Source organism: Nonomuraea sp. NPDC026600 (genome assembly GCF_040638335.1).
Taxonomy (GTDB): Bacteria; Actinomycetota; Actinomycetes; order Streptosporangiales; family Streptosporangiaceae; genus Nonomuraea.
This window is the reverse complement of the sequence record NZ_JBEZYD010000035.1, coordinates 64099-87988: the sequence shown is the minus strand read 5'-3', so window position 1 is coordinate 87988 and position 23890 is coordinate 64099. Positions and strand designations below refer to the sequence as shown.

Here is a 23890-nt window from a genome sequence, read left to right as displayed (position 1 = left end):
GCGACACGCGCCGCTGACCAGCCGCGCACCTGCTGATGTGAGCGCAGCGTTACCGCTGGGGAACTGCCGGGACACGTGGAGGCAACAGACCGAGACTAATTATCTGTCAATCGACAGAAATTGCCCCCTCGGGAGTGCCCATGGCGTCTTCACCTTCCGCCGACGAGAGCGTCCTCGAAAAGTTCGGCTACCGGCAGGAACTGCACCGCAGCATGGGCCGCTACGCCTCGTTCGCGGCCGGTTTCTCCTTCATCTCGGTCCTCACCACGGTCTTCCAGTTCTTCGGCCTCGGCTTCTCCTTCGGCGGCCCGGCGTTCTTCTGGACCTGGCCGCTGGTGCTGGCCGGCCAGCTCATGGTCGCGCTCTGCTTCGCGGAACTGGCCGCGCGCTACCCGATCTCGGGGGCCATCTACCAGTGGTCCAGCCGCATGGGTAGTCCCACGTTCGGCTGGTTCGCCGGCTGGATCATGGTGCTCGGCCAGGTCGTGGTGATCGCCGCCGCGGCGCTGGCCCTGCAGGTCGTGCTCCCGGCCATCTGGCCGGGCTTCCAGCTGATCGGCACCGACCCCTCGCCGGTGTCGGCGGACGGCGCGGCCAACGCCGCGCTGTTCGGCCTGCTCCTGCTCGCCGTCACCACCGCGGTCAACCTGCTCGACAACAAGATCATGGCCCGGGTCAACGTCGTCGGGGTCACCGCCGAGATCATCGGCGCCGTCCTCATCGTCGTCCTGCTGCTCACCCATGCCGACCGCTCGCCCACCATCACCTTCGAGACGGGCCTGCCCGGCGGCGCCTTCGCCGCGCTGCTGGTGGCCGCCTTCGCCGCGTCCTATGTGTTCATCGGCTTCGACAGCGCGGGCGAGCTGAGCGAGGAGACCCGTAAGGCGTCCACCGTCGCGCCGCGCACGATCATCACCGCGCTCGGCGCGGCCGGGCTGCTCGCCTGCCTGATCGTCTTCGCCGCGCTGCTGGCCGCGCCGAGCCTCACCGACGGCCACCTGGCCACCGAGGGCCTGTCCTACGTGCTGACCAGTACCCTCGGCGACGGCGTGGGCAAACTGCTGCTGGCCGACGTCGTCGTGGCGATCTGCGTGGCGACGCTGGCGATCCAGACCTCCGCGACCCGCATGCTCTTCTCTATGGCCCGCGACGGCGTGGTGCCCTTCGCCGCGCGGCTGGGGCGGGTCTCGCCCCGCAGCGGCATGCCGACCGGCCCCGCCCTGGTCACCGGCGTCCTGGCGGCCCTCGTCACGGCGATCAACTTCGTCTCGCCCGACGCCTTCCTCGCGATCGGCACCACCTGCATCGTGGCCCTGTACATCGCCTACGCGATGGTGACCGGGCCGCTGCTGTGGCAGCGGCTGCGCGGGTCGTGGCGGGGCGGCGCCCCGGAGGGGGTGGACGAGAACGGCAAGCCGCTGTTCTCCCTGGGCCGCTGGGGCCTGCCGGTCAACGTGCTGGCCGTGGTCTACGGCGTCGGCATGGCGGTCAACCTGGCCTGGCCGCGGGCCGAGGTGTATGCCCCTGCCAGCGGTGAGTGGTATTTCCAGTGGTTCACGACGCTGTTCCTGGTCGTGGCGGTAGGGGCGGGCCTGCTGTATCGGCGCTCAGCCACCGCCAAGCAGCGCGCGGCCCAGCTCCCGCAGGTGGGCGAGGTCGCCCTCACCGACGCCGCCAACACGTAACGCGGCGTCGGCCACCGCCTCCGCCATCGCCTCGACCGCGAGGGCGGAGGCGTTCCTGCGGATCAGGATGACGCTCTCCACCACGGAGTAGACCAGGTCCGCGCGCATGTCACGCTCGTTCTGCGGCAGCTCGGCGGTGATCGGCGCGAGCAGTCCGGCGTAGGCCTGCTTGAGCGCGGTCCGCAACTCCTGGAAGTCGAGGAACCGGTCGGCTTCGGGCAGCAGGTACAGGGCGCCCAGATTGTGCTCGCCGGAGCAGAGCAGCGCCGCGTCGCGGTGCGCCAGCGCCCACAGCCGCGCCCCCGCGGGCGCGTCGGAGGCGGCGAGCAGGCGCGCGGCCTCCAGCGACGGCCGCACCGTGCTCTCCAGCAACTCGGCGAGCAGCTCTTCCTTGCCCTTGAAGTAGTGGTAGAGAGTCGCCTGCCGGACCCCGGCGCGCTCGGCCACCTCCCGGGTGGTGGTGGCGCTGTAGCCGTTGGACGTGAACAGCTCCGCCGCCGCCGCCAGGAGCTCCTCGCGCGAGGACAGGCCGGTCTCGGGCCGCGCGACGGCCCGTGGACGTCCTACCCCTCGTCTGGTCACGTACCGATCCTTCCACAGGCCGCGGACCCCTCCGTTTCACAGAAATGAAACAGCCGCGATTCGCGGGCGAAACGTCACGATCTTAATTTCTGTCAAGCGACAGAAAATAAAGGAGGAGCCCGATGGCGACAGCCACCACGTACGGCGCGCGTGAGCACGCCCGTGCCCAGGAGGGCACGGTGGTCCCGGCCATGCCACGCGTACCGGCCCCAGCAGGCCTGACCTGGTCGGAGACGGTCGCGGGCGGCAACTACACGCACCGCGCCCTGGCCCGTGGCACGGAGCTGACGCTGACCGACGCGACCGGCGACGCATGCGCCCACCTGCTGCTCTACGTGACCGACCGGCCCTGGGAACGGCTAAACATCGCCGACACCATCAAGGTCCTGTGGAACGCCTACCCCGGCGCGGGGCACCTGCTGCTGTCCGACCAGGGCCGGGTGCTGGCCTCGGTGCTGGAGTCGACCGCGCCCGCCGACACCCTGTGCGGCGTCTCCACGCTGCGTCGCAACACCGAACGCTACGGCGACGGCGCCCCGCAGAGCAGCTCGCCCGCCGGGCGGGAGCTGTTCAAGCTGGCCGCGGCCAAGCACGGGCTGAGCCCGCGCGACCTGCCGCCCTCCATCTCCTTCTTCCAGGGCGTCCGCGTCGATCCCGAGTCGGGACGCCTGGAGTTCACCGGCTCGGCGGGCCCCGGCGCGAGCATCACGCTCCGCCTGGAGATGCCGGTGACCGTCCTCGTCGCCAACGCCGCCCACCCGATCGACCCTCGTCCCGGCTACCACTGTGGCCCGCTGGAGGTCGCCGCTTCGCCCGGCAGGCCGACCGCGCCCGGTGACCCGCTCTGGGCAGCCACTCCTGAAGGCCGCCGCGCTTTCGAGAACACCGCCGACCACCTCACCGCCAGGGGCATGTGATGACCGACGTGACCGTTCCCGCCCGGGCTCCCTGGTCCTCGGTGGTCCGGGCCGGCCGGCACCTCACCATCACCGACCTCGGCGGCAATCAGGCCGTCGACTGCCTGATCTACGACGCCCACGACACCGCCGTGCGCTACAGCGCCCAGGACACCGTCCACGCCCAGGGCGGCGTCTTCCTGACCACCGGCACCGTGCTGCTGTCCAACGAGCACACACCGTTGCTGACCGTCGTCGAGGACACCTGCGGCCGGCACGACACGCTCGGCGGCGCCTGCTCCAAGGAGTCCAACACCCTCCGCTACGGCCAGCACACCTGGTCCCAGCACGCCTGTGTGGAGAACTTCCTGGCCGAGGGCCTGCGGCACGGCCTGGGCAAACGCGACCTGGTCAGCAACATCAACTGGTTCATGAACGTCCCGGTGGAGGCCGACGGCGTCCTCGGCATCGTGGACGGCATCTCCGCCCCCGGCCTGCGGGTGACGCTGCGCGCCGAGACCGACGTCCTGGTGCTCATCTCCAACTGCCCGCAGGTCAACAACCCGTGCAACGGCTTCGACCCGACCCCGGTGAGGATCACGATCCAGTGAGCATGACCCTTCTGGTCGCCAACCGGGGCGAGATCGCCGTCAGGATCATCCGCACCGCCCGCCGGATGGGCCTGCGGACCGTCGCGGTCTACTCCGACCCCGACCGCGGCGCCGCGCACGTCCGGCTGGCCGACCATGCCGTACGGCTCGGCCCCGCGCCAGCCAAGGACAGCTACCTCGACGCCGACCGGGTGCTGGAGGCCGCGATCGCCTCCGGCGCCGACGCGCTCCACCCCGGCTACGGCTTCCTGTCGGAGGACGCCGCCTTCGCGCGCCGGGTCGAGGCGGCCGGCATGGCGTTCGTCGGCCCCACCCCGGAGCAGCTGGAGCTGTTCGGCGCCAAGCACACCGCCCGCGCCGCGGCCCACGCGGCGGGCGTCCCGCTGCTGCCCGGCACCGAACTCCTCGCCGACCTGGCGGACGCGCGCAGCGCCGCCGAGCGGATCGGCTACCCGGTGATGCTCAAAGCCACCGGAGGCGGCGGCGGGATCGGGATGCGGGCCTGCCGCGACGCGGCCGAGCTGGCCGAGGCGTGGGAGAGCGTGCAGCACGTGGCCGCGGCCAACTTCGCCACTGCCGGAGTGTTCCTGGAGCGGCTCGTCGAAGGTGCCCGCCACGTCGAGGTGCAGGTGTTCGGCGACGGCCGGGGGCGCGTCGTGGCCCTCGGCGACCGGGACTGCTCGCTGCAGCGCCGCAACCAGAAGGTGCTGGAGGAGGCGCCCGCCCCCGGCCTGCCCGACTCGGTACGCGACCTGCTGGCCGACAGCGCGGTTCGACTGTGCGAGTCCATCGGCTACCGATCGGCCGGGACGGTCGAGTTCATCTACGACCCCGTGCGGCGCCTGCCGTACTTCCTGGAGGTCAACACCCGCCTGCAGGTCGAGCACCCGGTGACCGAGGCACGCTACGGCGTCGACCTGGTCGAATGGATGCTGCGGCTGGCGCAGGGGGACGGCTCGCCGCTGGAGGCGGGAGTGCCGCGGCCGCGCGGCCACGCGGTCGAGGCGCGCGTCTACGCGGAGAATCCGAGCAAGGACCACCGGCCGAGCGCCGGGCTGCTCACCCGGGTGGACTTCCCCGCCGACGTCCGCGTGGACACCTGGATCGAGACCGGGACCGTGGTCACCACCTCCTACGACCCCATGCTGGCCAAGGTGATCGCGTACGGGCCCGACCGCGAGACGGCGCTGGCCAGGCTGGGCACGGCCCTCGCGGGCACCCGGATCGACGGCGTCGAGACCAACCTCGCCCTGCTGCGGGCGGTCGTCGAGGACCCCGCCGTACTGGCGGCCACGCACCACACCGCCACCCTCGCCGGGATCGGCGACGACTCGCGGCGCATCGAGGTCATCCGGCCCGGCGTGCTGACCACGGTCCAGGACTGGCCGGGCCGCACCGGCTACTGGCAGGTGGGCGTGCCGCCGTCGGGCCCGATGGACGACCGCTCCTTCCGCCTGGGCAACCAGGCGCTCGGCAACGAGCCGGGCGCACCGGGGCTGGAGTGCACTCTGCAGGGTCCGGCGCTGCGCTTCACCCACGCCACCACGCTCTGCGTGACCGGCGCGCCCGCTCCCGTCACCCTCGACGGCACGCCCATCCCGATGTGGGAGACGGTGACCGTCGCGGCGGGCGCCACGCTCGACATCGGCGCCCCGCCGACCGGCATGCGCACCTACCTGCTGGTCGCCGGAGGCCTGGACGTGCCCGCCTACCTGGGCAGCGCCGCCACCTTCACGCTCGGCAACTTCGGCGGTCACGGCGGGCGGGCGCTGCGCGCGGGCGACGTGCTGCGCGGCGGTACGGTCCGCCGGGGGCTCACCGGAACCACCGGAGCCTGGCAGCCGGGCACCTGGGAGATCGGCGTCGTGGAGGGGCCGCACGCCGCGCCCGAGTTCTTCACCGACGACGACATCGCCGACCTCTACGCCACCACATGGAAGGTGCACCACAACTCGGCACGTACCGGCGTCCGGCTCATCGGCCCCAAACCGCGCTGGGCCCGGCCCGACGGCGGCGAGGCGGGACTGCACCCGTCGAACATCCACGACACCCCCTACTCCGTCGGGGCGATCGACTTCACCGGCGACATGCCGGTCATCCTCGGACCCGACGGGCCCTCGCTGGGCGGCTTCGTCTGCCCCGCCACCGTCGTGACGGGCGAGCGATGGAAACTCGGCCAGCTGCGGCCGGGTGACACGCTGCGCTTCGTCCGCCTGCCCTCAGCGGTCGGCCGGCCCGGCGACGGAGGAGTGCTGGCCCGCCGGGGTGACGTCAGCTACCGGCGGAGCGGCGACGACAACCTCCTCGTCGAGTTCGGCCCCATGGAGCTCGACCTGGCCCTGCGCATGCGGGTGCACGCCCTCGCCGAGGCGGTGGCGGCGACCCGGCTGACCGGCATCGTGGACATCACCCCCGGCATCCGCTCGCTCCAGGTCCACCTCGATCCGACCGTACTGGCGCAGGAGCGGCTGCTGGACGTACTGATGGAGCTCGAAGCCGGGCTGCCACCCGTCGAGGAGATGGTGGTCCCCTCGCGTACGGTGCACCTGCCGCTGTCGTGGGACGACCCGGCGACACGCGAGGCGATCGAACGCTACATGGCGGGTGTACGGGACAACGCTCCCTGGTGCCCGTGGAACATCGAGTTCATCCGCCGGATCAACGGGCTCGACAGTGTGCAGGACGTCTACGACACCGTCTTCGACGCCGAATACCTCGTGCTCGGACTCGGCGACGTCTACTTGGGCGCGCCGGTGGCCACCCCGCTCGACCCTCGGCACCGGCTGGTCACCACCAAGTACAACCCGGCCAGGACCTGGACCGCGGAGAACTCCGTCGGCATCGGCGGCGCCTACCTGTGCGTCTACGGCATGGAGGGGCCCGGCGGCTACCAGTTCGTCGGCCGCACGGTCCAGGTCTGGTCGACCTACGGGCAGGGCACGCCCTGGCTGCTGCGCTTCTTCGACCGCATCCGCTGGTACCCGGTCGGCGCGCAGGAACTGCTCGACCTGCGGGCGGACATGGCGGCCGGGCGGCTGGAGCTGAAGATCGAGGACGGCTCGTTCTCGCTGGCCGACTATCGCCACTTCCTGGACGCCCACTCGCCGTCCATCGCCGCCTTCCGGGAACAGCAGGCCGCGGCCTTCGCCACCGAGCGTGCCGCCTGGGAGGCCGCCGGCGAGTTCGCCCGGGACTCCGAGCCCGCCGACGCACCACCCGCCTCGGCGGAGGTTCTCGCGGGCGGGGTGGTGGCCGAGTTCGCGGCCGGTGTCTGGCAGGTGGCCGTCACGGTCGGCGAACGGGTCGAGGCGGGAGACAAGCTGGTCGTGCTGGAGGCGATGAAGATGGAGTCGGTGGTGGTGGCCCCGGTGACCGGGGTGGTGGAGCGGGTCCTGGTCAAACCCGGCGACCAGGTCGATGCCGGGACCGCGCTGGTCGTGATGAGAGGAGAGCGGGCGTGACCACGCAGGATGGATGCGGCGCGGCGGCCGCGGTCGACAGGGTACAGCAGGCCTATGCCCGCATCGCCGAGGTGGACCGGCCCGAGGTATGGATCGCTCTGCGCCCGCAGGAGGAGACCGAGGCGGAGGCCGCCGCGATCGATCCTGCCCTGCCGCTGGCCGGGACGCTCTTCGCGGTCAAGGGCAACATCGACGTCGCGGGCCTGCCCACCACGGCGGGCTGTCCCTCCTACGCCTACCCGCCCGAGCGGGACGCCGAGGTGGTGGCCCGGCTGCGCGCGGCGGGCTCGGTACTGCTCGGCACGACCAACCTCGACCAGTTCGCCACCGGGCTGGTCGGGACGCGCAGCCCTTATGGGGCGGTCCGCAATGCCCTTGACCCCTCCTATGTCTCGGGCGGATCCAGCTCCGGGAGCGCGGTCGCGGTCGCGCTCGGGATCGTGGACTTCGCGCTCGGCACCGACACCGCGGGGTCCGGGCGGGTCCCGGCGGCCTTCAACGGGATCGTGGGACTGAAGCCGACCTACGGCCTCATCCCCACCGAGGGCGTCGTGCCCGCCTGCGAAAGCCTCGACTGCGTCACCGTCTTCGCCCGCTCCCTGCCCGAGGCCCGCCGCGCCTTCGCCGTCATGGCCGCCGCGCCGGTGACGGCGTCGCCCGGCCGACCGGCGGCGGGGTCGGCTGGAGAGGCGGCCGTGGGGTCGGTCTTGGGGTCGGCCGTGGGGTCGGCCGGTGAGGTGGCCGGGCCGCCCAGACGGCCGGGGCCCTGGCGGGTGGCCGTGCCGGCGGTGGACGCGCTCGGCGAGCTCGACCCCGGCTGGGCGACGGCCTTCGAGCGCGCCGCCCGCTCGTTCCGCGACGTGGAACTGCTCCCGATCGATCCCGCTCCCTTCCTGCGGGCCGCCGACCTGCTCTACCAGGGCGCCTTCGTCGCCGAGCGCTACCACGCGGTCGGCGAGTTCGTCGCCAAGGGCGGTCCCGACCTGGACCCCACCGTCGCGGGGATCATCATGTCCGCCGCCGCGCTCCCCGCGCACCGCCTGTTCGCCGACCGGGAAACCCTCGCGGGCCTGCGAGCCCAGGCCATGGCGAATCTCGGGGAAGCGGACGCCCTCCTGCTGCCCACGGCCCCCGGCCATCCGACGCTCGCCGAGGTGGCGGCCGAGCCTTTGGCCGCCAACTCCCGACTCGGCCGCTTCACCAACTCCACCAACCTGTTCGGCATGTCCGCCCTGGCCGTACCGGCCGGCACGGTCGGCGGGCGACCGTTCGGCGTGATGCTGCTGGGCCGTGCACACGCCGACGACCACCTGGCGGCGGTCGCCGAAACGCTCAGCCTGCCGCTGCGCCTGGCCGTCGTGGGCGCTCACCTCAGCGGCCAGCCGCTCAATCACCAGCTGACCGAACGCGGCGCCAGCCTCGTCGTCACCACCACCACCACCGCCTCGGCCTACCGCCTGTACGCCCTGCCGACCACCCCGCCCAAGCCGGGCCTGGTCCGTACGGCCGAGGGCGGAGCGCCGATCGAGGTCGAGGTGTGGGAACTACCACCCGACGGCCTGGGCGACCTGCTCGCCGGGATTCCCCGGCCGCTCGCGCTCGGCCAGGTCGAACTGGCCGACGGCAGCACGGTGACCGGCTTTGTGTGCACGCCGGAGGGCCTGGCCGGTGCGACCGACATCACGGCGCACGGCGGCTGGCGAGCCTATCTGGCAGCGGGGTGAGCGGTACGACGTCGGCGTAACCCGGTTGGTGACCCGCGGCTGATTCCGCCACGCTTGGCGGATGGCGTACGGGAAGAAGGGCGGGGCCAGGCTGCCGGTGGTGGAGCTGAGCGACCGCCGTGCCCTGGAACGCTGGCGGCCGGCCGACGAGGAGACGACGGCACGGGCGCCTACGGTGTCGGATCGTGAATGCAATGACCGTCACCACCCCCACGTCGTCGGGAGAATCCTGAAGAGGCCCGCCCCGTACAACCCCCGCTGGAGCTGCCACTACAACCCCGACACGGTCGACTTCTTCGACGTGTCCATCGAAGTATGCGACGCCACCTTCCCCTACGTTGAAGAGCATCTGGACGAGGCGGGCGGCGCGTTCCTGCCCGGACTCGTGTTCTGCCCGTGGACGTCGCGGCTGGTCCGAGAACTGCCCGCACCCTGACCACGCCCACCACCACCCGTCAACCAGGCCGATGCCTGCCGCGGCCAGGACCCGGCGGCCACCGAGCAGCCCATAGCCATCGAGCCAGATGTCGTCGTCGGAGAGTCCGATGAGCTTCTTGTTCGGGTCATCGAAGTCGGCCCCGCCCACCACGACGGGCACGTCGTGGTGGGCGGGGCGCATTCACCTGCGGAAACGGAGCACGCGCGGTCGCTTATCACGAGCATGGTAAAAAAAGGTCACGTGTCGATCGACCGATGAATTATCCACGGCCAGCCCACCGCCCGGTAACGCTTCGCCGACCGCCTCCGCGGGCTCGTCGGCGTCCTGGACGTCTGGCTCCTCGCCGCCGCTGGTGAGCCCGTGCCCGCACACCCCCGCGTGCCCGACAGGTGCGCTTGACCGCGGCACCGGGCACGAGGTGCTGGCGCTGCTGCGGGAGGCGGTCGACGAGTTCGGGCAGACCGTGGTGATGGTCATGCATGACGCCGAGGCCGCGACCCGGGCGGACACGGTGCTGTTCCTGACTGATGGGCAGATCGTGGACGTCCTGGAGCGGCCGTCGGCCGACCAGATCAACATGCGCCTGGGCGGGCGTCGATGACGCTCATGCTCGCCTGGAACAACGTGCGGACCAATGTGACGGGCTTCGCCGCCTCGTTCGTGGCCGTGGTCATGGCGGTGATGTTCGTGAGCGGCAGCGGCCTGCTGGTCGTCGCCGCGGGCGCGGACGACGAGCTGAATGGGATCATGGGGCTGCTGGTCTTGTCCGCACTGATGTCGGGATTTACGTCGATCTTCGTGGTTTCGGGGACCCTGAGCCTGCACGTGCTGCGGCAGCGCAGGACCTGGGGCCTGCTGCGGTCGGTCGGCATGACGCCGCGGCAGGTGCGCCGGCTGGTCGGGGCGGAGGCGCTGGTGATGGCCGTGCTGGCGAGCGCGGCGCAGCAGCGCCTCATGCCGTGGCCTCGGGCGGTTGCCGGGGTGGTGGCGCTGGCCGGCGGAGTGGTGTTGTTGTGGCTGGTGCCGCAGGTGAAGCCCTCGGCCGCGGTTCCGACCGGGATGGGGGCGACGATGGCGCTCTGCGTGGGGGCATCGGCGCTGGGCCCGCTGCTGCTTCGGGGGATGGGCTGGATGCTCGGGGGTCCGGTGGCGTTGCTCGACCCGGGTACGGGGATGCTGGCGAGGTCGTCATTGATCACGCAGCCGCGCCGGGCGATGGCGGTGGCGTCTCCGGTGATGCTGACGGTGGCGCTCGCGTGCACCTTCCTGTTCGCCGTGGCGACCTCTGACGCGGCGGCAGGCGTGACGCGGATCGGACCGTCGGCGTGGGTCGCTCCCGCGCTGGTGGGGTCGGCGGTGGCATACACCATGATCTCGGTGCTGAACGCGACGGCCATGTCGATGGCGGAGCGGGCGGAGGAGTTCCGGCTGCTGCGATCGGCGGGCGCGCAGCCGGGGCAGCTCGCCCGGGCGGTGTGCTGGGAATCGCTGATCGTGACGTGCGCAGGGGCGCTGCTCGGGACGGGAATTGCCGCCGCCTCACTGACCGCCATGGGCAAGGCGGTGACGGGCGAGCTGTGGTTCGCCTATTCGCTGCCGCAGTACCTGGGACTCGTGGCGGTCTGCGCCGTGAGCGGCCTGATCGCCGGGCTGCTGTCGACGAGGAAGGCACGGAACGGACCGCTGGTCTCCTGACACAGACTCGTCCACTTCATCCGCGCTAAAGCAGGATGAAAAGCCCCATAGAGGGTGTCTTGTCACAGTGGTCATGATGTGTGACCATCAAGGTCCTATGGAGGACGTTGTACCACCGCGCGAGATCCTCGACCGCATCGCCGGTAAGTGGGCGATCCAGATTCTGGTGGCGGCGTCTGACGGGCCGATCAGGTTCACCGAGTTGGAGCGGCTCGTCGAGGGCAGCCGTCGGATGCTCACCCTGACGCTGCGCAGCCTGGAACGTGACGGTCTGCTCCAGCGCACGGTCTACGCCACGGTCCCGCCCAAGGTCGAGTACATGGCCACGCCCATGGCGCTGGAGCTCCACGAGGCGCTGCTGACGCTCACCGACTGGTCGGTCAGGCATGGCGAGTCCGTGGCGAAGTCCCGCGAGAGCTACGACGCCCGCCACGCGGCCGCGAGTTAGACGGCTGCCTCCTCGCGTTCGGCCGGCGCCGGTCGCCGCGGGGGCAGGCCGCGGACGAGTCGTACGACGGAGGCGACGAGCAGCGGCACCAGCAGGACGCTGATGAGGATCGGCGAGGCCATGTAGCGGAAGTCCTGGGCGGAGATGTTGGCCAGGATGGCGAGCTGCTGCCCGGCCACCGGGGCCGCCACGGCGATGACATAGCGGTTGCGCAGTGCCAGCGCGCCCACGGCCACGGCCAGGTAGGACAGGTAGCACCAGAACGCCCCCCGCCACAGCACCCAGTCGTACTGGGGTTCCTCGGCGGTGGCCAGCCACGAGCTCGCCACCTGGTAGAGGCCCTGCGACATCGGCCTGAGTGAGTAGACCCACCGGCCCTGGAAGTCGGGCACCTTGCCGGGCCCCACGTAGGTGTCGGCGTTCGGGCGCAGGGAGAACCGGTAGGTCCGCCCGCCGGGAGCCGTGTCGTCCCCGGACACCTTCCAGGCGATCGCGCCCCGGCACAGCCTGGTGTCGACCACCATCGCCGGCCGTTCGACGAGCAGGCGTTTCCAGAGGTCGAGCAGTTCGGTGGCGTGCGTGTCGGCCTGCGGCCAGTTGAAGTCACGCCGCCAGATCAACGGGTTGATCGTGTAGCAGGTGCCGCCCTCGGTCCACCTGGTCAGCGGCGCGACGGCTGACATGAGCGTCTTGTCCTGCTCGGTGAACAGCTCGGGATGGTCCCGGTAGGCGACGGCGATGTCGCCGAAGGCCGTGTGGTAGACGTACGTCTTCGACGGGGCCGCGATGCCGAGCTGAGGGAACACCAGGTTGCTGAGCAGCAGCGGGATGGCCGCCGCCACCGTGCCGACCAGGGCCAGCCGTACCCGCATGACCGAGACGATCACCAGCAGCACGACGATGGCGACGCCCACCACGAGGAAGCCGTTCGCCCGGAACAGCCCCAGCGTGGTCATCAGCAGGCCCAGCCCGAGCAGCCTGCGGTTGGTGACGGTACGGTCGGCGGCCATCGCCGCGCAGGCGGCCGCGATCGCGACCGCGCAGATCGTGAACGGCACGTCCTTCCAGAGCGTGACCGTGAACGCCCCGGCCGTGGGCACCAGCGGCAGGAGCACCGCCACTACCGTGGTCGTCTTGCGTGGCGCGCCGAGCGCCTTGAGCGCTTCCGTCAGGTATGTGAGCGCGGCCGCCATGGCGGTGGTCTGCAGGAACGTGACCGCGCCGAGGTCGCCGGTGGTCCTGAAGCTGAGCCACAGCAGCGAGTCGTAGAGGACCGAGTGGTCGCCCACCCACGGGCCGACGATGGTGTGACTCAGATAGAGGACCGAATCGCGGCTGAACAGGCCGGGGTAGAAGGCCGCCCACCAGCAGGCGAGAACGGCCTGAAGAGCGACGAACGTCCCAAGTGGCACCCATCGCCGGCGCTTGGCGATTTCGATCTGCATGGCTCCCGATCCAGGCGGTTTAGGGGTAGCTCACCCCGGCCTCCATCCCCTTGCCGCGCAGCAGCGTCGGCACCGTGACGAGGTGGTAGCCGTGTTTTTTGAGCTCCTTGATGATCGCCGGCATGGCTTGCACGGTCTGCGGCACCACGTCGTGCATGAGGAGCACGCCGTCGCGCTTGGCCAGCCTGAACACGGCCGCCTTGATCTTCTCTACATTACGCAGCTTCCAGTCGAGCGTCGTACCCGTCCACAACACCTGCGACATGTCCTGCGAGCCCGCCAGGCCCAGTACCCGGTCGTCGGTGGCTCCGTACGGTGGCCGGAACATCGTCGGCAGCTTGCCCGTCTGCCGCTGGATGAGCTCCTGAGTGGTGTGGATCTCGTCGAGGATCTCGTTGTCGAGCAGCGTGGGCAGCGACGGGTGTGAATAGGTGTGGTTGCCGATGGCGTGGCCCTCGGCGGCTTCCCGCCTGACGATGCTCGGATATTTCTCCACCTGCTTGCCCACCAGGAAGAAGGTGGCTTTGACACGTTCCTTCTTGAGCAGGTCGAGCAGCTTCGGCGTGTAGACGCTCGGGCCGTCGTCGAAGGTCAGGGCCAGACATTTGACCTGGCTGCAATTGACCTCCGCCGATGCCTGAACGTCGGTCGCGGGGAGAGCGGTCATCGCCAATGACGCCGCCAGTAAGCCGTGAATCACCACGAGCGCTAGCCTATGGCCAAAGACGGCGGCGGAAGACTCTTAGATCGTTCCCATATATGACGCGGTGCGCCGTACGGGACACCTCCAGGGCGAGCCGGTTCTCCGCGGCCCAGTTCTCGATCGTGGTGATCGGCACCGGTTGGATCCACTCGCGGGCGATGAGCAGATCGTGGATCCGGCAGGCGGCGTTGCGCCACAGGGGCCTCGCGCTCATGTCCTTGTAGACGAACAGGCCGCCGGGCCGTACCGCCGCGCATGCCCGGTCGAACACGACCCGCTGCGCCGCGATCGGCAGGTGGTGGATGACGTCCTGCATGTGGACCACGTCGTAGGAACGGTCCGGCCACGGCGAGCGGGCGTCGCGATGCTCGAAGCGGAGCGTCGAGCCGCTGTCGCGGAGCCGGACGGCCATCCGCCCGGCCAGGCCGATCGCGACCGGGCACGGGTCGAAGCCGTGACCCTGGACGCGCTTCCCGCGCGCCGCCATGAGGCCGAGCGTCAGTCCCGAGCCGCACCCGATGTCGAGCACGCTGGCCCCCTCCGGCACGAACCCGAGCGTCACCTCGAACGGGCAGACCAGCACCCGCAGTCGCTGCTTGAGCCGCAGGGCCCGGGGCGCGTCCGCGTACAGCCGCCACGCGTCGTCGAGCAGCACGCTCCGGTCGAGCGGCACGCGGGTCTCCTAACTCTCGCGGCGGGCGCACAGGAACAGCGTCACGCCCCTGAGCGAACGGACCGGGAGACGCCTCTCCAGCATGACGATCGCGGCCAGTCCCGCGTTGATCAGCGGGGGCACCCGCTCCAGGTCACTGCCCATGGACGAGCGCCGGTGCCGGGCGACCAGCGGGCGAAGGAGCACGTTCCAGCTCCACAGCCGCTCGACCCGCAGGCCCGCCTTCTCGACCACGCCGGTCAGCGAATCGCGGCAGTAGCGGCGCACGTGGCCGACGGCCTCGTCGTGGGCGGACCACAGGGACATGTCGCAGGGGACCGCGATCAGCGCCCGCCCGCCCGGCCGCAGCACCCTCGCGATCTGCTCGGTGGCCAGATAGTCCTCCTCGATGTGCTCCAGCACATCGAGGGCGGTCACCAGATCCACGCTCCCGGACTCCATCGGCAGGTCACGCGCGTCAGCCTGTACGGCCCGGAGCCCCCGATCCCTGGCCACCTCCACCGCGAACCCGGAGCAGTCGGCCGCGGTCGCGTCCCACCCCTCCTCGACCAGCACCTGGGTGTTGCCACCACCGCCCGCGCCGATGTCGAGCGCCCGGCCCGGCCGCAGGCGGCGCAACTCGGCCCGGAGGACGGCCCGGCGCTCCCGGTACCACCAGTGGCCGTCTTCGAGCGCGGTCATGCGGCGGATCTCTTGTGTTCGCATCTCTTTCATTTCTTCGGGAAGACCCACCGATCCAGCGCGACGAAGCGCAGCAGGGTGAGCAGGCAGTACGTGCCGGCGACGGTGGCCACCTCGGACAGGCGATCGCCCGGCGGCAGGCCGTGCGGCGCCATGGCGGTGATGGCGTAGGTGGTCAAGAAGACCAGCGCGGCCTGGGTGCGCGGGGTCCTGCGGTGACCGCCGAGCACGTTGGCCGTCCAGCGGCGGGCCTCGGCGTTCGCGAAGCCGGTGAGCGCCAGCGCGGCGAGGTTGGCCGCGGCGGGCGACCAGAGTTCGCGCAACGAGAGATAGAGCAGCGCGTAGAGGACCGCCGAGGCCACGCCGAGCACGGCGAACGACGCGAACCTGGCCGGCGGGCGGGCGACGACCGCGTCCGGGTGCGTGGGTGTGAGTTCGGTCTCCTTCGCCACCTTGAGCGCGGCCTTGCCGGTGGACATCGACCGCGCCACCCTGGCCAGCCCCCGGAGGTCCTCGACCGCCGTCCTGATGATGCGGACGCGCGAGTCCAGGTCTTCGACCCAGTCCACGGGCACCTCGTGGACGCGCAGGCCGTTGTGCTCGGCCAGCAGGAGCAGCTCGGTGTCGAAGAACCAGCCGTCATCCTCGACGCGGTCCATGAGCGGCCTGATCACGTCCGTTCTGGCGGCCTTGAAGCCGCACTGCGCGTCGCTGAATCCGGCGCCGAACCCGTACCGGAGCAGGGCGTTGTAGCCGCGCGAGACCAGCTCCCGCCGTAGCGACCGGCGGGTGCGGGCGCCGCGCGCGAGCCGGGTGCCGATCGCGACCTCGGAATGGCCGCTGGCCAGCGAGGCCACCATCGGGAACAGCGCGCCGAGCCCGGTCGACAGGTCGACGTCCATGTACGCGACGATGTCGGCCGGGCTGTCGCGCCAGGCGGCCTTCAACGCCGCACCTCGGCCCCTGGTCTCCAGCCTGCGGGCGTACACCTGCGGGAACTCTCGGGACAGGCCCCTGGCGACCCGCCAGGTGCCGTCGATGCTGCCGTTGTCGACGATCGTGATGCGCCACGGCAGCGGGAAGGAATCGCCGAGGAAGGCGTTGAGCGTCCTGATACAGCCGGGCAGGGCCCGCTGCTCGTTGAGCACTGGAATGACGATGTCCACAGTCGCCAGGGTGACCGGTCCGTCGAGAACGGCCTGGCCCAGCTCCATGGCGGAAAGCGTGTCCATACGGGAATGGTGCTGGGGCCGTCCATTGATGCGCGGCCTGTTTCTCCGCACCATTCTTCGGCTAGGGCAGACTTTTACCAGAGCTGATAGACGGAACACCGCCCGCTGCGGAAACGCAGTTTCGCGAACCCGTCAAGGGCCGTGCCATTCTCCGTGAACGCCCATTTGACGCCATATTCATGTACGAGCCGCGCGATGTTCTCCGCCGACGGCTGCCGGAACACCTCGTCGTTCGCCGCCAGCCGTGCCTGGTCCGCGAACGGCACGGCCAGGAACGAGGTGCCGAACGGCTTGCTCCGCGACAGCGTGCTCTGGGCGTACGCCCAGCTCTCCACCAGCACCCGGCGCTCGCTGTAGGCGGACACCCAGAAGTGGCGGCTGTCGCACCTCTTCCCGGTGATGGGCCGGCAGTGCCCGTCGGTCGCCACGACGTCGCCCGGCGCCGAGTGGTCACGCAGCCATCGCGCGGCCTCCATCCCGCCCGGCGGCAGCACACGCGTGGGCGGGACCCCGCCGCTCGCCGGTCCGATGCCGCTCGACGGCCCGATCCCCTTGGTCACGGTGGCCGGCAGCGCATACCCGGTGAGCAGCGCGACCACCGCGAGCGCCACGGGTCCGCGCCGCAGCGCGACCGCGGCCGCCACCACCGCCGCCACCACCCCCAGCACGAGGTACGGCAGTGCGAGAGGGAACAGCCCCTGGACCGGCACGTCCGGCCCGAGCAGCACCTGGCCCCCCACAACCAGCCCGGCCCCCAGCGCCGCCCACCACTTGGCGGCGGCGAATCCCCGCTCCCGGCCAAGGGCCGCCATCCCGGCCACGGACGCGATCGACAGGTACGGCCGAGCCCCCTCCAGGAAGTAGTACTGGCTGAGCGCCGGATGGCCCAGCAGCGCGACGCCCGCGACACCCGCCGCCCCGATCCCGAGCAACAGCAGCACCCCCGGATCCAGCCGCACCGCCCGCCTGGCGACCACCCCCAGCAGCCCCGCCCACACGCACGCCAGGCAGGCCAGGTGAATCACCGTCAGCCCGGCAATGGGCCACACAGGCGCCTCGGCGAGCTGCTCACCACCGAGGTACGTCACCGCCCCCCACACCCGCCGCATGCTCGCGAACGGCTCGAGCACCAACCCCTGCCGCTGGCCTCCGAAGACGACGAACTGCGCGAACGCCAGAGTCGGCACCGTGATCACGATTCCCACGAAAGCGGGCCGAGACCACCGCCTGACGACCAGGACGAGCACCAGCCCAGTCAGCAACAGCGGCAGGAACGTCGCCTTCGCCCCGGTCAGCGCGCCCAGCAGCACCGCGACCAGCACCCACCCGCCGACCCCGGCCCGCTCCCCGCGCAGACGGCCGACGAGCAGCAGCACCACAGGGACACAGAGCAACGCGCCGAACGTCTGCGTCGGACTGGTCCACACCGTGAACAGCGACCGCGACGTGAACAGATTGCCCGCTCCCCAGTAGAGCTCCGGGCAGACGGCGAAGTACGTCACCACGACCGCCGCCACACCCGCCCACCACCGCCCGGTCACCCGCCTGGCGAGCACCGCCACCAGCACGACCATCGCCGCCATCATCGGCAGCATCGACAGCCGGTACAGCAGTGTCTGCGGCTCGATCCCGGTGACCCAGCTGGTGGCGGCCATCTCGGCGTAGACGTACCAGTGGTAGGTCAGCGGCTCGCCCAGGACGGTCGGCAGCGTCGGAGGCATGTGGTGCTTGAGCTCGCCGAGCAGGGCGAGGTGGTAGTGCATGTCGACGTAGGGCGCCGCGTTGCCCGGCCAGGTCAGGCCGTGGCCGAGGTAGAACGACCGGGCACTCCAGACGACGAGATAGCAGATGACCGCCGCGACGGCCCACGCACACCACAGGGGCATCCGCTCACGAGCCGCCATCGCCCAGGGTGTCCGCTCGCTCTCTGAAGGCTTGCGCTCGCGAGCCGACGCACCCGGCCGCCAGTGTCGTCGCAGCCGTGGTACGGCTGTGAACAGGGCGATCACCGTCACCGGCCAGGCGAGTACCAGTTGCGGCACCCCCGCCGCGCGCGCCGGGATGTAGGTCAGCACCTCGACCGCGTAGCCCAGCGCCAAGCCCGCCGCCAGCTCCTCCGCGAGCGACCCTCCGGCCCGTCCCAGCGCCCGCCACAGCAGCGTCCCGGGAACCAGCACTCCCACACCGACATAAGCCCCGAAAGCCGCCAGATCCCGAACGGAGACCCCGCTCCAGACCAGCGCCAGCACGGCCACCAGGCCCACCAGCGCCACCGGCACCCAGCCGGACCACCGCCGCCGCCGCCCCGACACCGGCGACGTGACCACGCTCGTAACCGCCGTGATCGTCATCCCACCCCGTCCCCCTGGCCGCCGTGCCCGACCAGGCGGCGGCGGTCCGTGCTCGTCATGCGATAACCGTCACCAGGCGGGTGAACTCCGTGGTCAGCTCCACCCCATCCCAAACCCGGTGAAAGCTGAGCGCGCTCCCGATCGGCACCATCCGATCGACCCCCCGCCCGCTCAGCGCCCCCGCCAGCAACTCCAGCTCGGCCGGGACGAACCCGAAGTGCGTCATCGTCTGATCCCGACGCTCCACCAGCCGGGCCAACTCCCCGAGCCCCTCGATCCGGGCATGCGCGAACGTCCCCGTGCCCAGCCACCGCCGCGGCGCCGCCTCTGGGCCGGCCAGCGTGACACTGGCCAGCGCGTTGCCGTGGAAGTCGATGGCACTGGCCTGGCCGTCGGCGGCCAGCCCGTACGTGGCCACGCGCTTCTCGATGGCCATCGCGGCGTCCACGGACCACCCACGCTGAGCCACCGCCCGCGCCAGGCAGACGGTGAAGCCGTCGCGCGCCGCGTCGCAGTCGGCGGGCGAGCCGACCCAGTAGACGGTGCGCGGGGACGAGCACGCCGCCTGGTCGAACCAGTAGGCGTCGTTGGCGAACCCGTCGGCGACCGCGCCCCGGGTGGCGACCGACGCCGACAGCCAGGCCGACGCCCGCAGCACCGCGAACGAGGTCCGATCGGGAAAGGTCAGGTCACGCGCGTGCGGGGCGAGCGGATGGCGGCGGATCTCGTCGACCGTGGCGTCGCCGCCCCAGATGACCCGCAGATCGCAGGCCGCCGACAGGGCCGCGGTGACGGCGTCGGAACGGTCGTACGTGACGATGCGCTGGGTGGCGGCCACCACCGGATCGGCGTCGGCCAGCGACTCCTGAAGCGTCCGCGTGATCGTCGCGGCCACGGCGCCCGCGCGGGGCGACAGGCGGACCACGTTGCGGTTCCCCATCAGCGCCGACAGCGCCCAGGAGTAGACGAAGACGGTGTCGACGTTCGCGGGCGGGACGTGGAACACGAGGCCACGCGGCGCCCGCAGGTGATCGCCTCGCGGCCCGTCCAGAATCCGCGCGAGCTCGCTGGGTCGCAGGAAGAAGCCGAGCGACGCCAGCTCCGGGTGGCGCCGTGCCGGCTCGGGACTCAGCAGCCGCCTCCCGAACCCGACGAGAAACCCGCGAATCCGCTCATCACCCACCGCGAGCGGCTCACCCTCGCACACCTGCCCGACCAGCGTCCCAACGGACACATCCGGCCCCTCGGGAAACCGAACCGCGACCCGCGCGGCCTCGGCGGCCAGGCCAGGTCGCTCGACCGGCGCAGCACCGGGCGTGGCGTCGAGGGGCTCGGCCGGTCGCTCGTCCATCACGCCGCCGTCCGTGCCGCCGTGTCGCTGCAGCCGCGTGCCTCTGCTTTCGGCAGCCGCCCGAGCACCGAGAACCGCTTGCCCGGCCACACCCCGTCGTCGACCCCGTGCACCACGCCGAGGTCCTCCGTCAGAAGGACGTGTCCCGGATAGGACGTGGGCAGCGTGCTGACCACCTCGATCAGCCCCGGCACGCCGACAGGCGCCTCCTGCCACGTCTCCGGGTCACGGATCACGACATCGGCGAAATCGGGGCAGTAAAGCCCGCCCCCATCCGGCCCCTCCAGGAACACGGTGCCGATCTGCTCGACCATCCCGTAGAAGTCGTGGATCCGCCGCAGCGCGCACTCCTCGCCCAGCCGCCCGCGGAACGTGGCGTTGTCGACGGCCTGCTCGGCCAGCCGCTTCCAGCCCCCGGAGTGGATCAGCACCCCCTGCGACAGATCAAGCCCCAGCTCACGCAGGTGCGACCACACCATGAACGTGAACCCGAAGATCAGATAGGGCGCACCACCATGCCGCGCGAGGAAGCCCCTGGCCGCCTCGGCATCCAGCCCGCCATCCTCGTCGAGGACGAACGTGTGATCCCTGCCGAAGTTCATCATGCCGAGCACGCCCGCGCCGCGAGCGCTCAGCGTGGGATCGCGTACCACCGACCGGCTGTCGACGATCAGCATCGGCAGCCGCCGCCCGCCCAGCACCGCCCGGAGCGTCGCCGCCAGCATGCGCGGCTGCGCGGCCGCCGCCTCGCGGTCGAGGTAGACGCGGCTGGGCCGCTGCCCGGTCGTCCCGCTGGAGGTGAGCACCCTGAACACCGCACTCTCCGGCACACTGCGCAACTCGTGCGTCTTGAACAGCCGCACCGGCAACCACGGCAGATCCGCCACCCGCGCGTACGGCCCCACCGCCCCGATCGCGTCGAGAATCCTCCGGTACGGCAGGCACGCCCGCCGATGCCGTGCGGTCAGCGCGACCAGCTCAGGCAGCAGCACCGCCTCCTTCGCGCCCTGGGCCAAGGTGAAGACACTCATGTACGGGCCTCCAGCGCGGTGTAGTCGATCTTTCCCGTGCCAAGCAGTGGCAGCCGGTCGACGCCGCGTACGTCGAACCCGCTCCAGTGGAGCCGCAGCTCGGACCCCAGCCGCCGGGCGAGCGTGGTGCAGCCGTCGTTGTCGAGGCCCTCGGCCCAGACGGTGATGCGGTCGTCGCCGCTCGTGGCCGCGATGGGGCCGCGGTCGCGGAGCAGGTGTTCGATGTCGTCGAGGTTCACGCGCACGCCGAAGACCTTGGCGATGCGCTTCATCCGGCCGGTGATGTAGAGGAAGCCCTCGTCGTCGAGGTGGCCGAGGTCGCCCGTGGGCAGCACGCCGCCCAGGTCGTCGCCTCTGGCCAGGTCGTCGGCTGTTTCGGCGTAGCCCATCATCACGTTGGGGCCGTGGTAGACGACCTGGCCGTCGTCAATGGTCAGGCGGCCGCCGGGGACCGCCAGACCGGCGGAGCCCGGTTTGGTGTCCAGATGGTCGTGGGGGAGCACGGCGATGCGGGCGGTCGCCTCCGTCTGGCCGTACATGACGAAGAATCGCCGGGCCTTGGCGGCGAACTCGGTGATCAGCTCGGGGCGCAGCCGCCCGCCCGCCTGGGTGAGGGTGGTGAGCGCGGGGTGTTCGGCCGGGTCGAAGCGGAGTTTGCGCAGCATCTCGTACTGGTAGGGGACCGCGGCGAGTGAGGTGCACCGGTGCTCGTCGAGCATGGTCCAGAAGGAGCGTTCGAGCAGGCCCGCGTCGGTCAGCACCACGGTGGCGCCCGCGGCGAGGTGGCTGTTGAGCACCGACAGGCCGTAGCTGTAGTAGAGCGGGAGGCTGGTCGGCGCGGTCTCGCCGGGGCCGATGGCCAGGGCGGCGGCGATGGCTCGGGCGTTGGCCAGCACGGCGGACCGTGACAGTCGGACGAGCTTGGGGTTGCCGGTGGAACCCGAGGTGGCGAGCAGGACGGCCAGGTCCGGGTGGTGCTCGGGGGTGCCGCCCCGGGCGCGCCGCAGACCGTCGGCGGCCCGCGTGAACCCGAGCAGGGCGGCGGGCTTGAACCTGGTGGCCAGCTCGGCCAGCGTGCCGGGCGGCAGGTCGGGGTCCAGCAGCGCGATGGGCCGGCCCGCCCGCAACGCCGCGAGGTAACGCAGCACGGACTGCGGATCGATGCGCATGCCGCAGAACACCGGGCCGGGTGGCAGGGCGGCCAGGGCCTGCATGGTGCTCCCGATCCGGGCGGTCAGGTCGTCGCCGGTGAGCACGCCCGGCTCCCCGGCGACGACTATCCGCGCGTCCGGGTGCGGAAAGCACAGCACCTCTTGCCGCACAGAGCCCCCAGCCCCGTCGTCAGCGGCGTCCGCGAGGTGAGGCGCGCCGGGGCGTGGCGAATCGGACAGCGGCCGCCCGTCGCCCACGGTGTGAGGCGCGCCGGGGTGCGGGGAAGGGGTTGTGGAAGCTCGCCCGTCGCCCACGGTCCCGCCGTTGGTGTGCGGTGGGGAACCGTCGGCGGGGTGTAGAGAAGCGTTCATGAAAGACCGCCCGTCCATCGTGTCGGAGGCTTACAGCACCAGTCCGCCGTCCACCCCGATGACCTGGCCGGTGATGAAGCAGGCGTCGGCGGAGAGCAGGAAGGCGGCCGCGGCGGCCACGTCGCCGGCGGTGCCCAGGCGGCCGAGCGGAGTCGCGGCGATGGTTTCGGCGCGGGCCCGGTCGTCGAGCGTGGAGAGCATGTCGGTCTGGATGTAACCGGGTGCCACCGCGTTGACCCGGATGCCCTGGGGCCCCAGCTCCTTGGCGGCGGCCAGGGTGAGGCCGAGCACGGCGGCCTTGGTGGCGGAGTAGACGGCCTGGCCGGGCGCTCCCTTGCGGCCCATGACCGAGGAGACCAGGACCACGGCCGGGTCGGTGCCCCTGCGCAGCAGCTTGACCGCGGCCTGCAGGGTGTGGGTGGCGCCCAGCGCGTTGACGTGGAAGAGGCGACTCACCACATCGCTGTGCATCATGCCGAGCAGGCCGGCCGCGTGCCCGCCCGCGTTGATCACCAGGGCGTCGAGCCGCCCGTGGCGCCGGTGGACCTCCCGCATCATGGCGGACACCGCGGCGGGGTCGGCCACGTCGCCGTGGACCGTGTCGGTGTGGCCGCCGGTCTCGGCGGCCACACCGGCCGCCGCCTTGGCGGCCCGCTCCCGGTCGCGCCCATGGACGACGACCTCGTGGCCGGTCCGGGCCAGCCGGACGGCGACGGCCCGGCCGATGCCCAGCGTGGAGCCGGTGACGAGCGCGACGCGGCGGTCAGGTGACGGCGTCGGCACCGTGCTTCTCCAGCAGCTCGGCGGCCTTGGCGAATGAGCTCATGTCGATCATCTCGTCCGTGTCGATCATGATGGCGAACTCGTCCTCCATCGCGGCGACGAGGGCCATGTGGGCCAGCGAGTCCCACTGCGGGATCGCGCGGTAGTGGAGCCCGTCGACGTCCGTGTCGGCCGGCAGGCTCAGCGAGGCGCGGAAGACGCCGCGCAGGCGGTCGAGCTGGCTCATGTCTGCTCACTTTCTGTCGCCGAACAACGACTCAGTGTAGCCATGATCGTCCGTCAACAGAAACCAAGCCCCCGTCGTGAGTAATGGAACCGTATAACGGCGAGTGCCCGCTGTGCCGGGCTGGGAATGTCGCATGGCGCGTCAACCGCTACGGGGGGAATGATGGACGAATCCAATCACTGGTACGGGCACTCCCGCATACTCGGCCGATACTGTGAAGTGGCGGAAGACACTCCCCGGCGAATACAGGGTTTCTTGCAGCACGGCTGGAACTACCTCCACGGATTCCCGCCCAACGACCACTGGTGCAGCCCCGGCTACCCCCGTTTCGTCTGGTCCGACGTGCTCAG

At 71.3% G+C, this 23890-nt stretch carries 21 protein-coding genes; 9 read left to right on the top strand and 12 right to left on the bottom strand.

From position 1 onward, the window contains the following. Positions 1 to 140: 140 nt before the first annotated feature. Entirely contained in the window at positions 141 to 1685 is a 1545-nt protein-coding gene (locus AB0F17_RS50005) for an amino acid permease (protein WP_358038935.1), read from the top strand. Here AB0F17_RS50005 and AB0F17_RS50000 read toward each other — a convergent pair. After that, positions 1608 to 2267 carry a helix-turn-helix domain-containing protein gene (locus AB0F17_RS50000; RefSeq protein WP_358038932.1) on the bottom strand — a complete coding sequence of 220 codons (660 nt, stop codon included), beginning with the start codon at positions 2265 to 2267 and terminating at the stop codon, positions 1608 to 1610. The two genes, AB0F17_RS50005 and AB0F17_RS50000, sit on opposite strands and share 78 nt — an antisense overlap. Before the next feature lie 122 nt (positions 2268 to 2389). Between AB0F17_RS50000 and AB0F17_RS49995 the strand changes: the two genes are divergently transcribed. The 8 genes from AB0F17_RS49995 (at position 2390) to AB0F17_RS49960 (ending at position 11541) form a co-directional block, all read left to right on the top strand. Continuing rightward, positions 2390 to 3184, top strand: coding sequence for an urea amidolyase associated protein UAAP1 (locus tag AB0F17_RS49995; protein ID WP_358038929.1), 795 nt, complete (start codon positions 2390 to 2392; stop codon positions 3182 to 3184). Further along, positions 3184 to 3774 (top strand): urea amidolyase associated protein UAAP2, encoded by a 591-nt coding sequence (locus AB0F17_RS49990; protein ID WP_358038926.1) that lies wholly within the window; start codon positions 3184 to 3186, stop codon positions 3772 to 3774. Before AB0F17_RS49995 ends, AB0F17_RS49990 begins: the two co-directional genes overlap by 1 nt. A 2-nt stretch (positions 3775 to 3776) precedes the next feature. Then, the gene (locus AB0F17_RS49985; protein WP_358039127.1) at positions 3777 to 7235 is read left to right on the top strand and encodes a 5-oxoprolinase/urea amidolyase family protein; all 3459 of its coding nucleotides are present in this window, start codon (positions 3777 to 3779) and stop codon (positions 7233 to 7235) included. Continuing rightward, entirely contained in the window at positions 7232 to 8959 is a 1728-nt protein-coding gene (locus AB0F17_RS49980; protein ID WP_358038923.1) for an allophanate hydrolase, read from the top strand. The genes AB0F17_RS49985 and AB0F17_RS49980 overlap by 4 nt, the downstream gene beginning before the upstream one ends. A 61-nt stretch (positions 8960 to 9020) precedes the next feature. Beyond that, complete coding sequence (locus AB0F17_RS49975) at positions 9021 to 9395, top strand: calmodulin (protein ID WP_358038920.1); 375 nt, start codon at positions 9021 to 9023, stop codon at positions 9393 to 9395. Between the two features lie 355 nt (positions 9396 to 9750). After that, positions 9751 to 9999 (top strand): hypothetical protein, encoded by a 249-nt coding sequence (locus tag AB0F17_RS49970; protein WP_358038917.1) that lies wholly within the window; start codon positions 9751 to 9753, stop codon positions 9997 to 9999. Beyond that, positions 9996 to 11093 carry an ABC transporter permease gene (locus tag AB0F17_RS49965; RefSeq protein ID WP_358038914.1) on the top strand — a complete coding sequence of 366 codons (1098 nt, stop codon included), beginning with the start codon at positions 9996 to 9998 and terminating at the stop codon, positions 11091 to 11093. The genes AB0F17_RS49970 and AB0F17_RS49965 overlap by 4 nt, the downstream gene beginning before the upstream one ends. Before the next feature lie 97 nt (positions 11094 to 11190). Then, on the top strand, positions 11191 to 11541 hold the full coding sequence (locus AB0F17_RS49960; protein WP_358038911.1) for a helix-turn-helix domain-containing protein: 351 nt from the start codon (positions 11191 to 11193) through the stop codon (positions 11539 to 11541). Here AB0F17_RS49960 and AB0F17_RS49955 read toward each other — a convergent pair. From AB0F17_RS49955 to AB0F17_RS49905, 11 genes are all read right to left on the bottom strand, one after another. Beyond that, positions 11538 to 12986, bottom strand: coding sequence for a hypothetical protein (locus tag AB0F17_RS49955; RefSeq protein WP_358038908.1), 1449 nt, complete (start codon positions 12984 to 12986; stop codon positions 11538 to 11540). The two genes, AB0F17_RS49960 and AB0F17_RS49955, sit on opposite strands and share 4 nt — an antisense overlap. A gap of 19 nt (positions 12987 to 13005) precedes the next feature. Continuing rightward, positions 13006 to 13689 carry a polysaccharide deacetylase family protein gene (locus tag AB0F17_RS49950; RefSeq protein ID WP_358038905.1) on the bottom strand — a complete coding sequence of 228 codons (684 nt, stop codon included), beginning with the start codon at positions 13687 to 13689 and terminating at the stop codon, positions 13006 to 13008. Positions 13690 to 13699: 10 nt separating this feature from the next. After that, positions 13700 to 14362 carry a class I SAM-dependent methyltransferase gene (locus AB0F17_RS49945; RefSeq protein WP_358038902.1) on the bottom strand — a complete coding sequence of 221 codons (663 nt, stop codon included), beginning with the start codon at positions 14360 to 14362 and terminating at the stop codon, positions 13700 to 13702. Between the two features lie 9 nt (positions 14363 to 14371). Further along, entirely contained in the window at positions 14372 to 15067 is a 696-nt protein-coding gene (locus tag AB0F17_RS49940) for a class I SAM-dependent methyltransferase (RefSeq protein ID WP_358038899.1), read from the bottom strand. A gap of 5 nt (positions 15068 to 15072) precedes the next feature. Next, entirely contained in the window at positions 15073 to 16275 is a 1203-nt protein-coding gene (locus AB0F17_RS49935; RefSeq protein WP_358038896.1) for a glycosyltransferase, read from the bottom strand. Between the two features lie 74 nt (positions 16276 to 16349). After that, positions 16350 to 18626, bottom strand: a complete 2277-nt coding sequence (locus AB0F17_RS49930) for a hypothetical protein (RefSeq protein ID WP_358038894.1) — start codon at positions 18624 to 18626, stop codon at positions 16350 to 16352. A gap of 55 nt (positions 18627 to 18681) precedes the next feature. After that, positions 18682 to 19977 (bottom strand): acyl-CoA reductase, encoded by a 1296-nt coding sequence (locus tag AB0F17_RS49925; protein WP_358038891.1) that lies wholly within the window; start codon positions 19975 to 19977, stop codon positions 18682 to 18684. Continuing rightward, on the bottom strand, positions 19977 to 21008 hold the full coding sequence (locus AB0F17_RS49920; protein ID WP_358038888.1) for an acyl-protein synthetase: 1032 nt from the start codon (positions 21006 to 21008) through the stop codon (positions 19977 to 19979). Before AB0F17_RS49920 ends, AB0F17_RS49925 begins: the two co-directional genes overlap by 1 nt. Further along, complete coding sequence (locus AB0F17_RS49915) at positions 21005 to 22531, bottom strand: AMP-binding protein (RefSeq protein WP_358038885.1); 1527 nt, start codon at positions 22529 to 22531, stop codon at positions 21005 to 21007. The genes AB0F17_RS49920 and AB0F17_RS49915 overlap by 4 nt, the downstream gene beginning before the upstream one ends. Before the next feature lie 30 nt (positions 22532 to 22561). After that, positions 22562 to 23314: an SDR family oxidoreductase gene (locus AB0F17_RS49910; protein ID WP_358038882.1), complete on the bottom strand. Its 753-nt coding sequence runs from the start codon at positions 23312 to 23314 to the stop codon at positions 22562 to 22564. Further along, complete coding sequence (locus AB0F17_RS49905) at positions 23295 to 23540, bottom strand: acyl carrier protein (RefSeq protein WP_214633290.1); 246 nt, start codon at positions 23538 to 23540, stop codon at positions 23295 to 23297. Before AB0F17_RS49905 ends, AB0F17_RS49910 begins: the two co-directional genes overlap by 20 nt. Between the last annotated feature and the right edge of the window lie 350 nt (positions 23541 to 23890).

Coding starts and splice junctions, on each gene's coding strand:
- AB0F17_RS49930 (WP_358038894.1), bottom strand. CDS start 18,626: ATGACGATCACGGCGGTTACGAGCGTGGTCACGTCGCCGGTGTCGGGG.
- AB0F17_RS49915 (WP_358038885.1), bottom strand. CDS start 22,531: ATGAACGCTTCTCTACACCCCGCCGACGGTTCCCCACCGCACACCAAC.
- AB0F17_RS49965 (WP_358038914.1), top strand. CDS start 9,996: ATGACGCTCATGCTCGCCTGGAACAACGTGCGGACCAATGTGACGGGC.
- AB0F17_RS49975 (WP_358038920.1), top strand. CDS start 9,021: ATGGCGTACGGGAAGAAGGGCGGGGCCAGGCTGCCGGTGGTGGAGCTG.
- AB0F17_RS49960 (WP_358038911.1), top strand. CDS start 11,191: ATGGAGGACGTTGTACCACCGCGCGAGATCCTCGACCGCATCGCCGGT.
- AB0F17_RS49935 (WP_358038896.1), bottom strand. CDS start 16,275: ATGGACACGCTTTCCGCCATGGAGCTGGGCCAGGCCGTTCTCGACGGA.
- AB0F17_RS49955 (WP_358038908.1), bottom strand. CDS start 12,986: ATGCAGATCGAAATCGCCAAGCGCCGGCGATGGGTGCCACTTGGGACG.
- AB0F17_RS49990 (WP_358038926.1), top strand. CDS start 3,184: ATGACCGACGTGACCGTTCCCGCCCGGGCTCCCTGGTCCTCGGTGGTC.
- AB0F17_RS49985 (WP_358039127.1), top strand. CDS start 3,777: ATGACCCTTCTGGTCGCCAACCGGGGCGAGATCGCCGTCAGGATCATC.
- AB0F17_RS49940 (WP_358038899.1), bottom strand. CDS start 15,067: ATGCGAACACAAGAGATCCGCCGCATGACCGCGCTCGAAGACGGCCAC.
- AB0F17_RS50005 (WP_358038935.1), top strand. CDS start 141: ATGGCGTCTTCACCTTCCGCCGACGAGAGCGTCCTCGAAAAGTTCGGC.
- AB0F17_RS49920 (WP_358038888.1), bottom strand. CDS start 21,008: ATGAGTGTCTTCACCTTGGCCCAGGGCGCGAAGGAGGCGGTGCTGCTG.
- AB0F17_RS49995 (WP_358038929.1), top strand. CDS start 2,390: ATGGCGACAGCCACCACGTACGGCGCGCGTGAGCACGCCCGTGCCCAG.
- AB0F17_RS49905 (WP_214633290.1), bottom strand. CDS start 23,540: ATGAGCCAGCTCGACCGCCTGCGCGGCGTCTTCCGCGCCTCGCTGAGC.
- AB0F17_RS49925 (WP_358038891.1), bottom strand. CDS start 19,977: ATGGACGAGCGACCGGCCGAGCCCCTCGACGCCACGCCCGGTGCTGCG.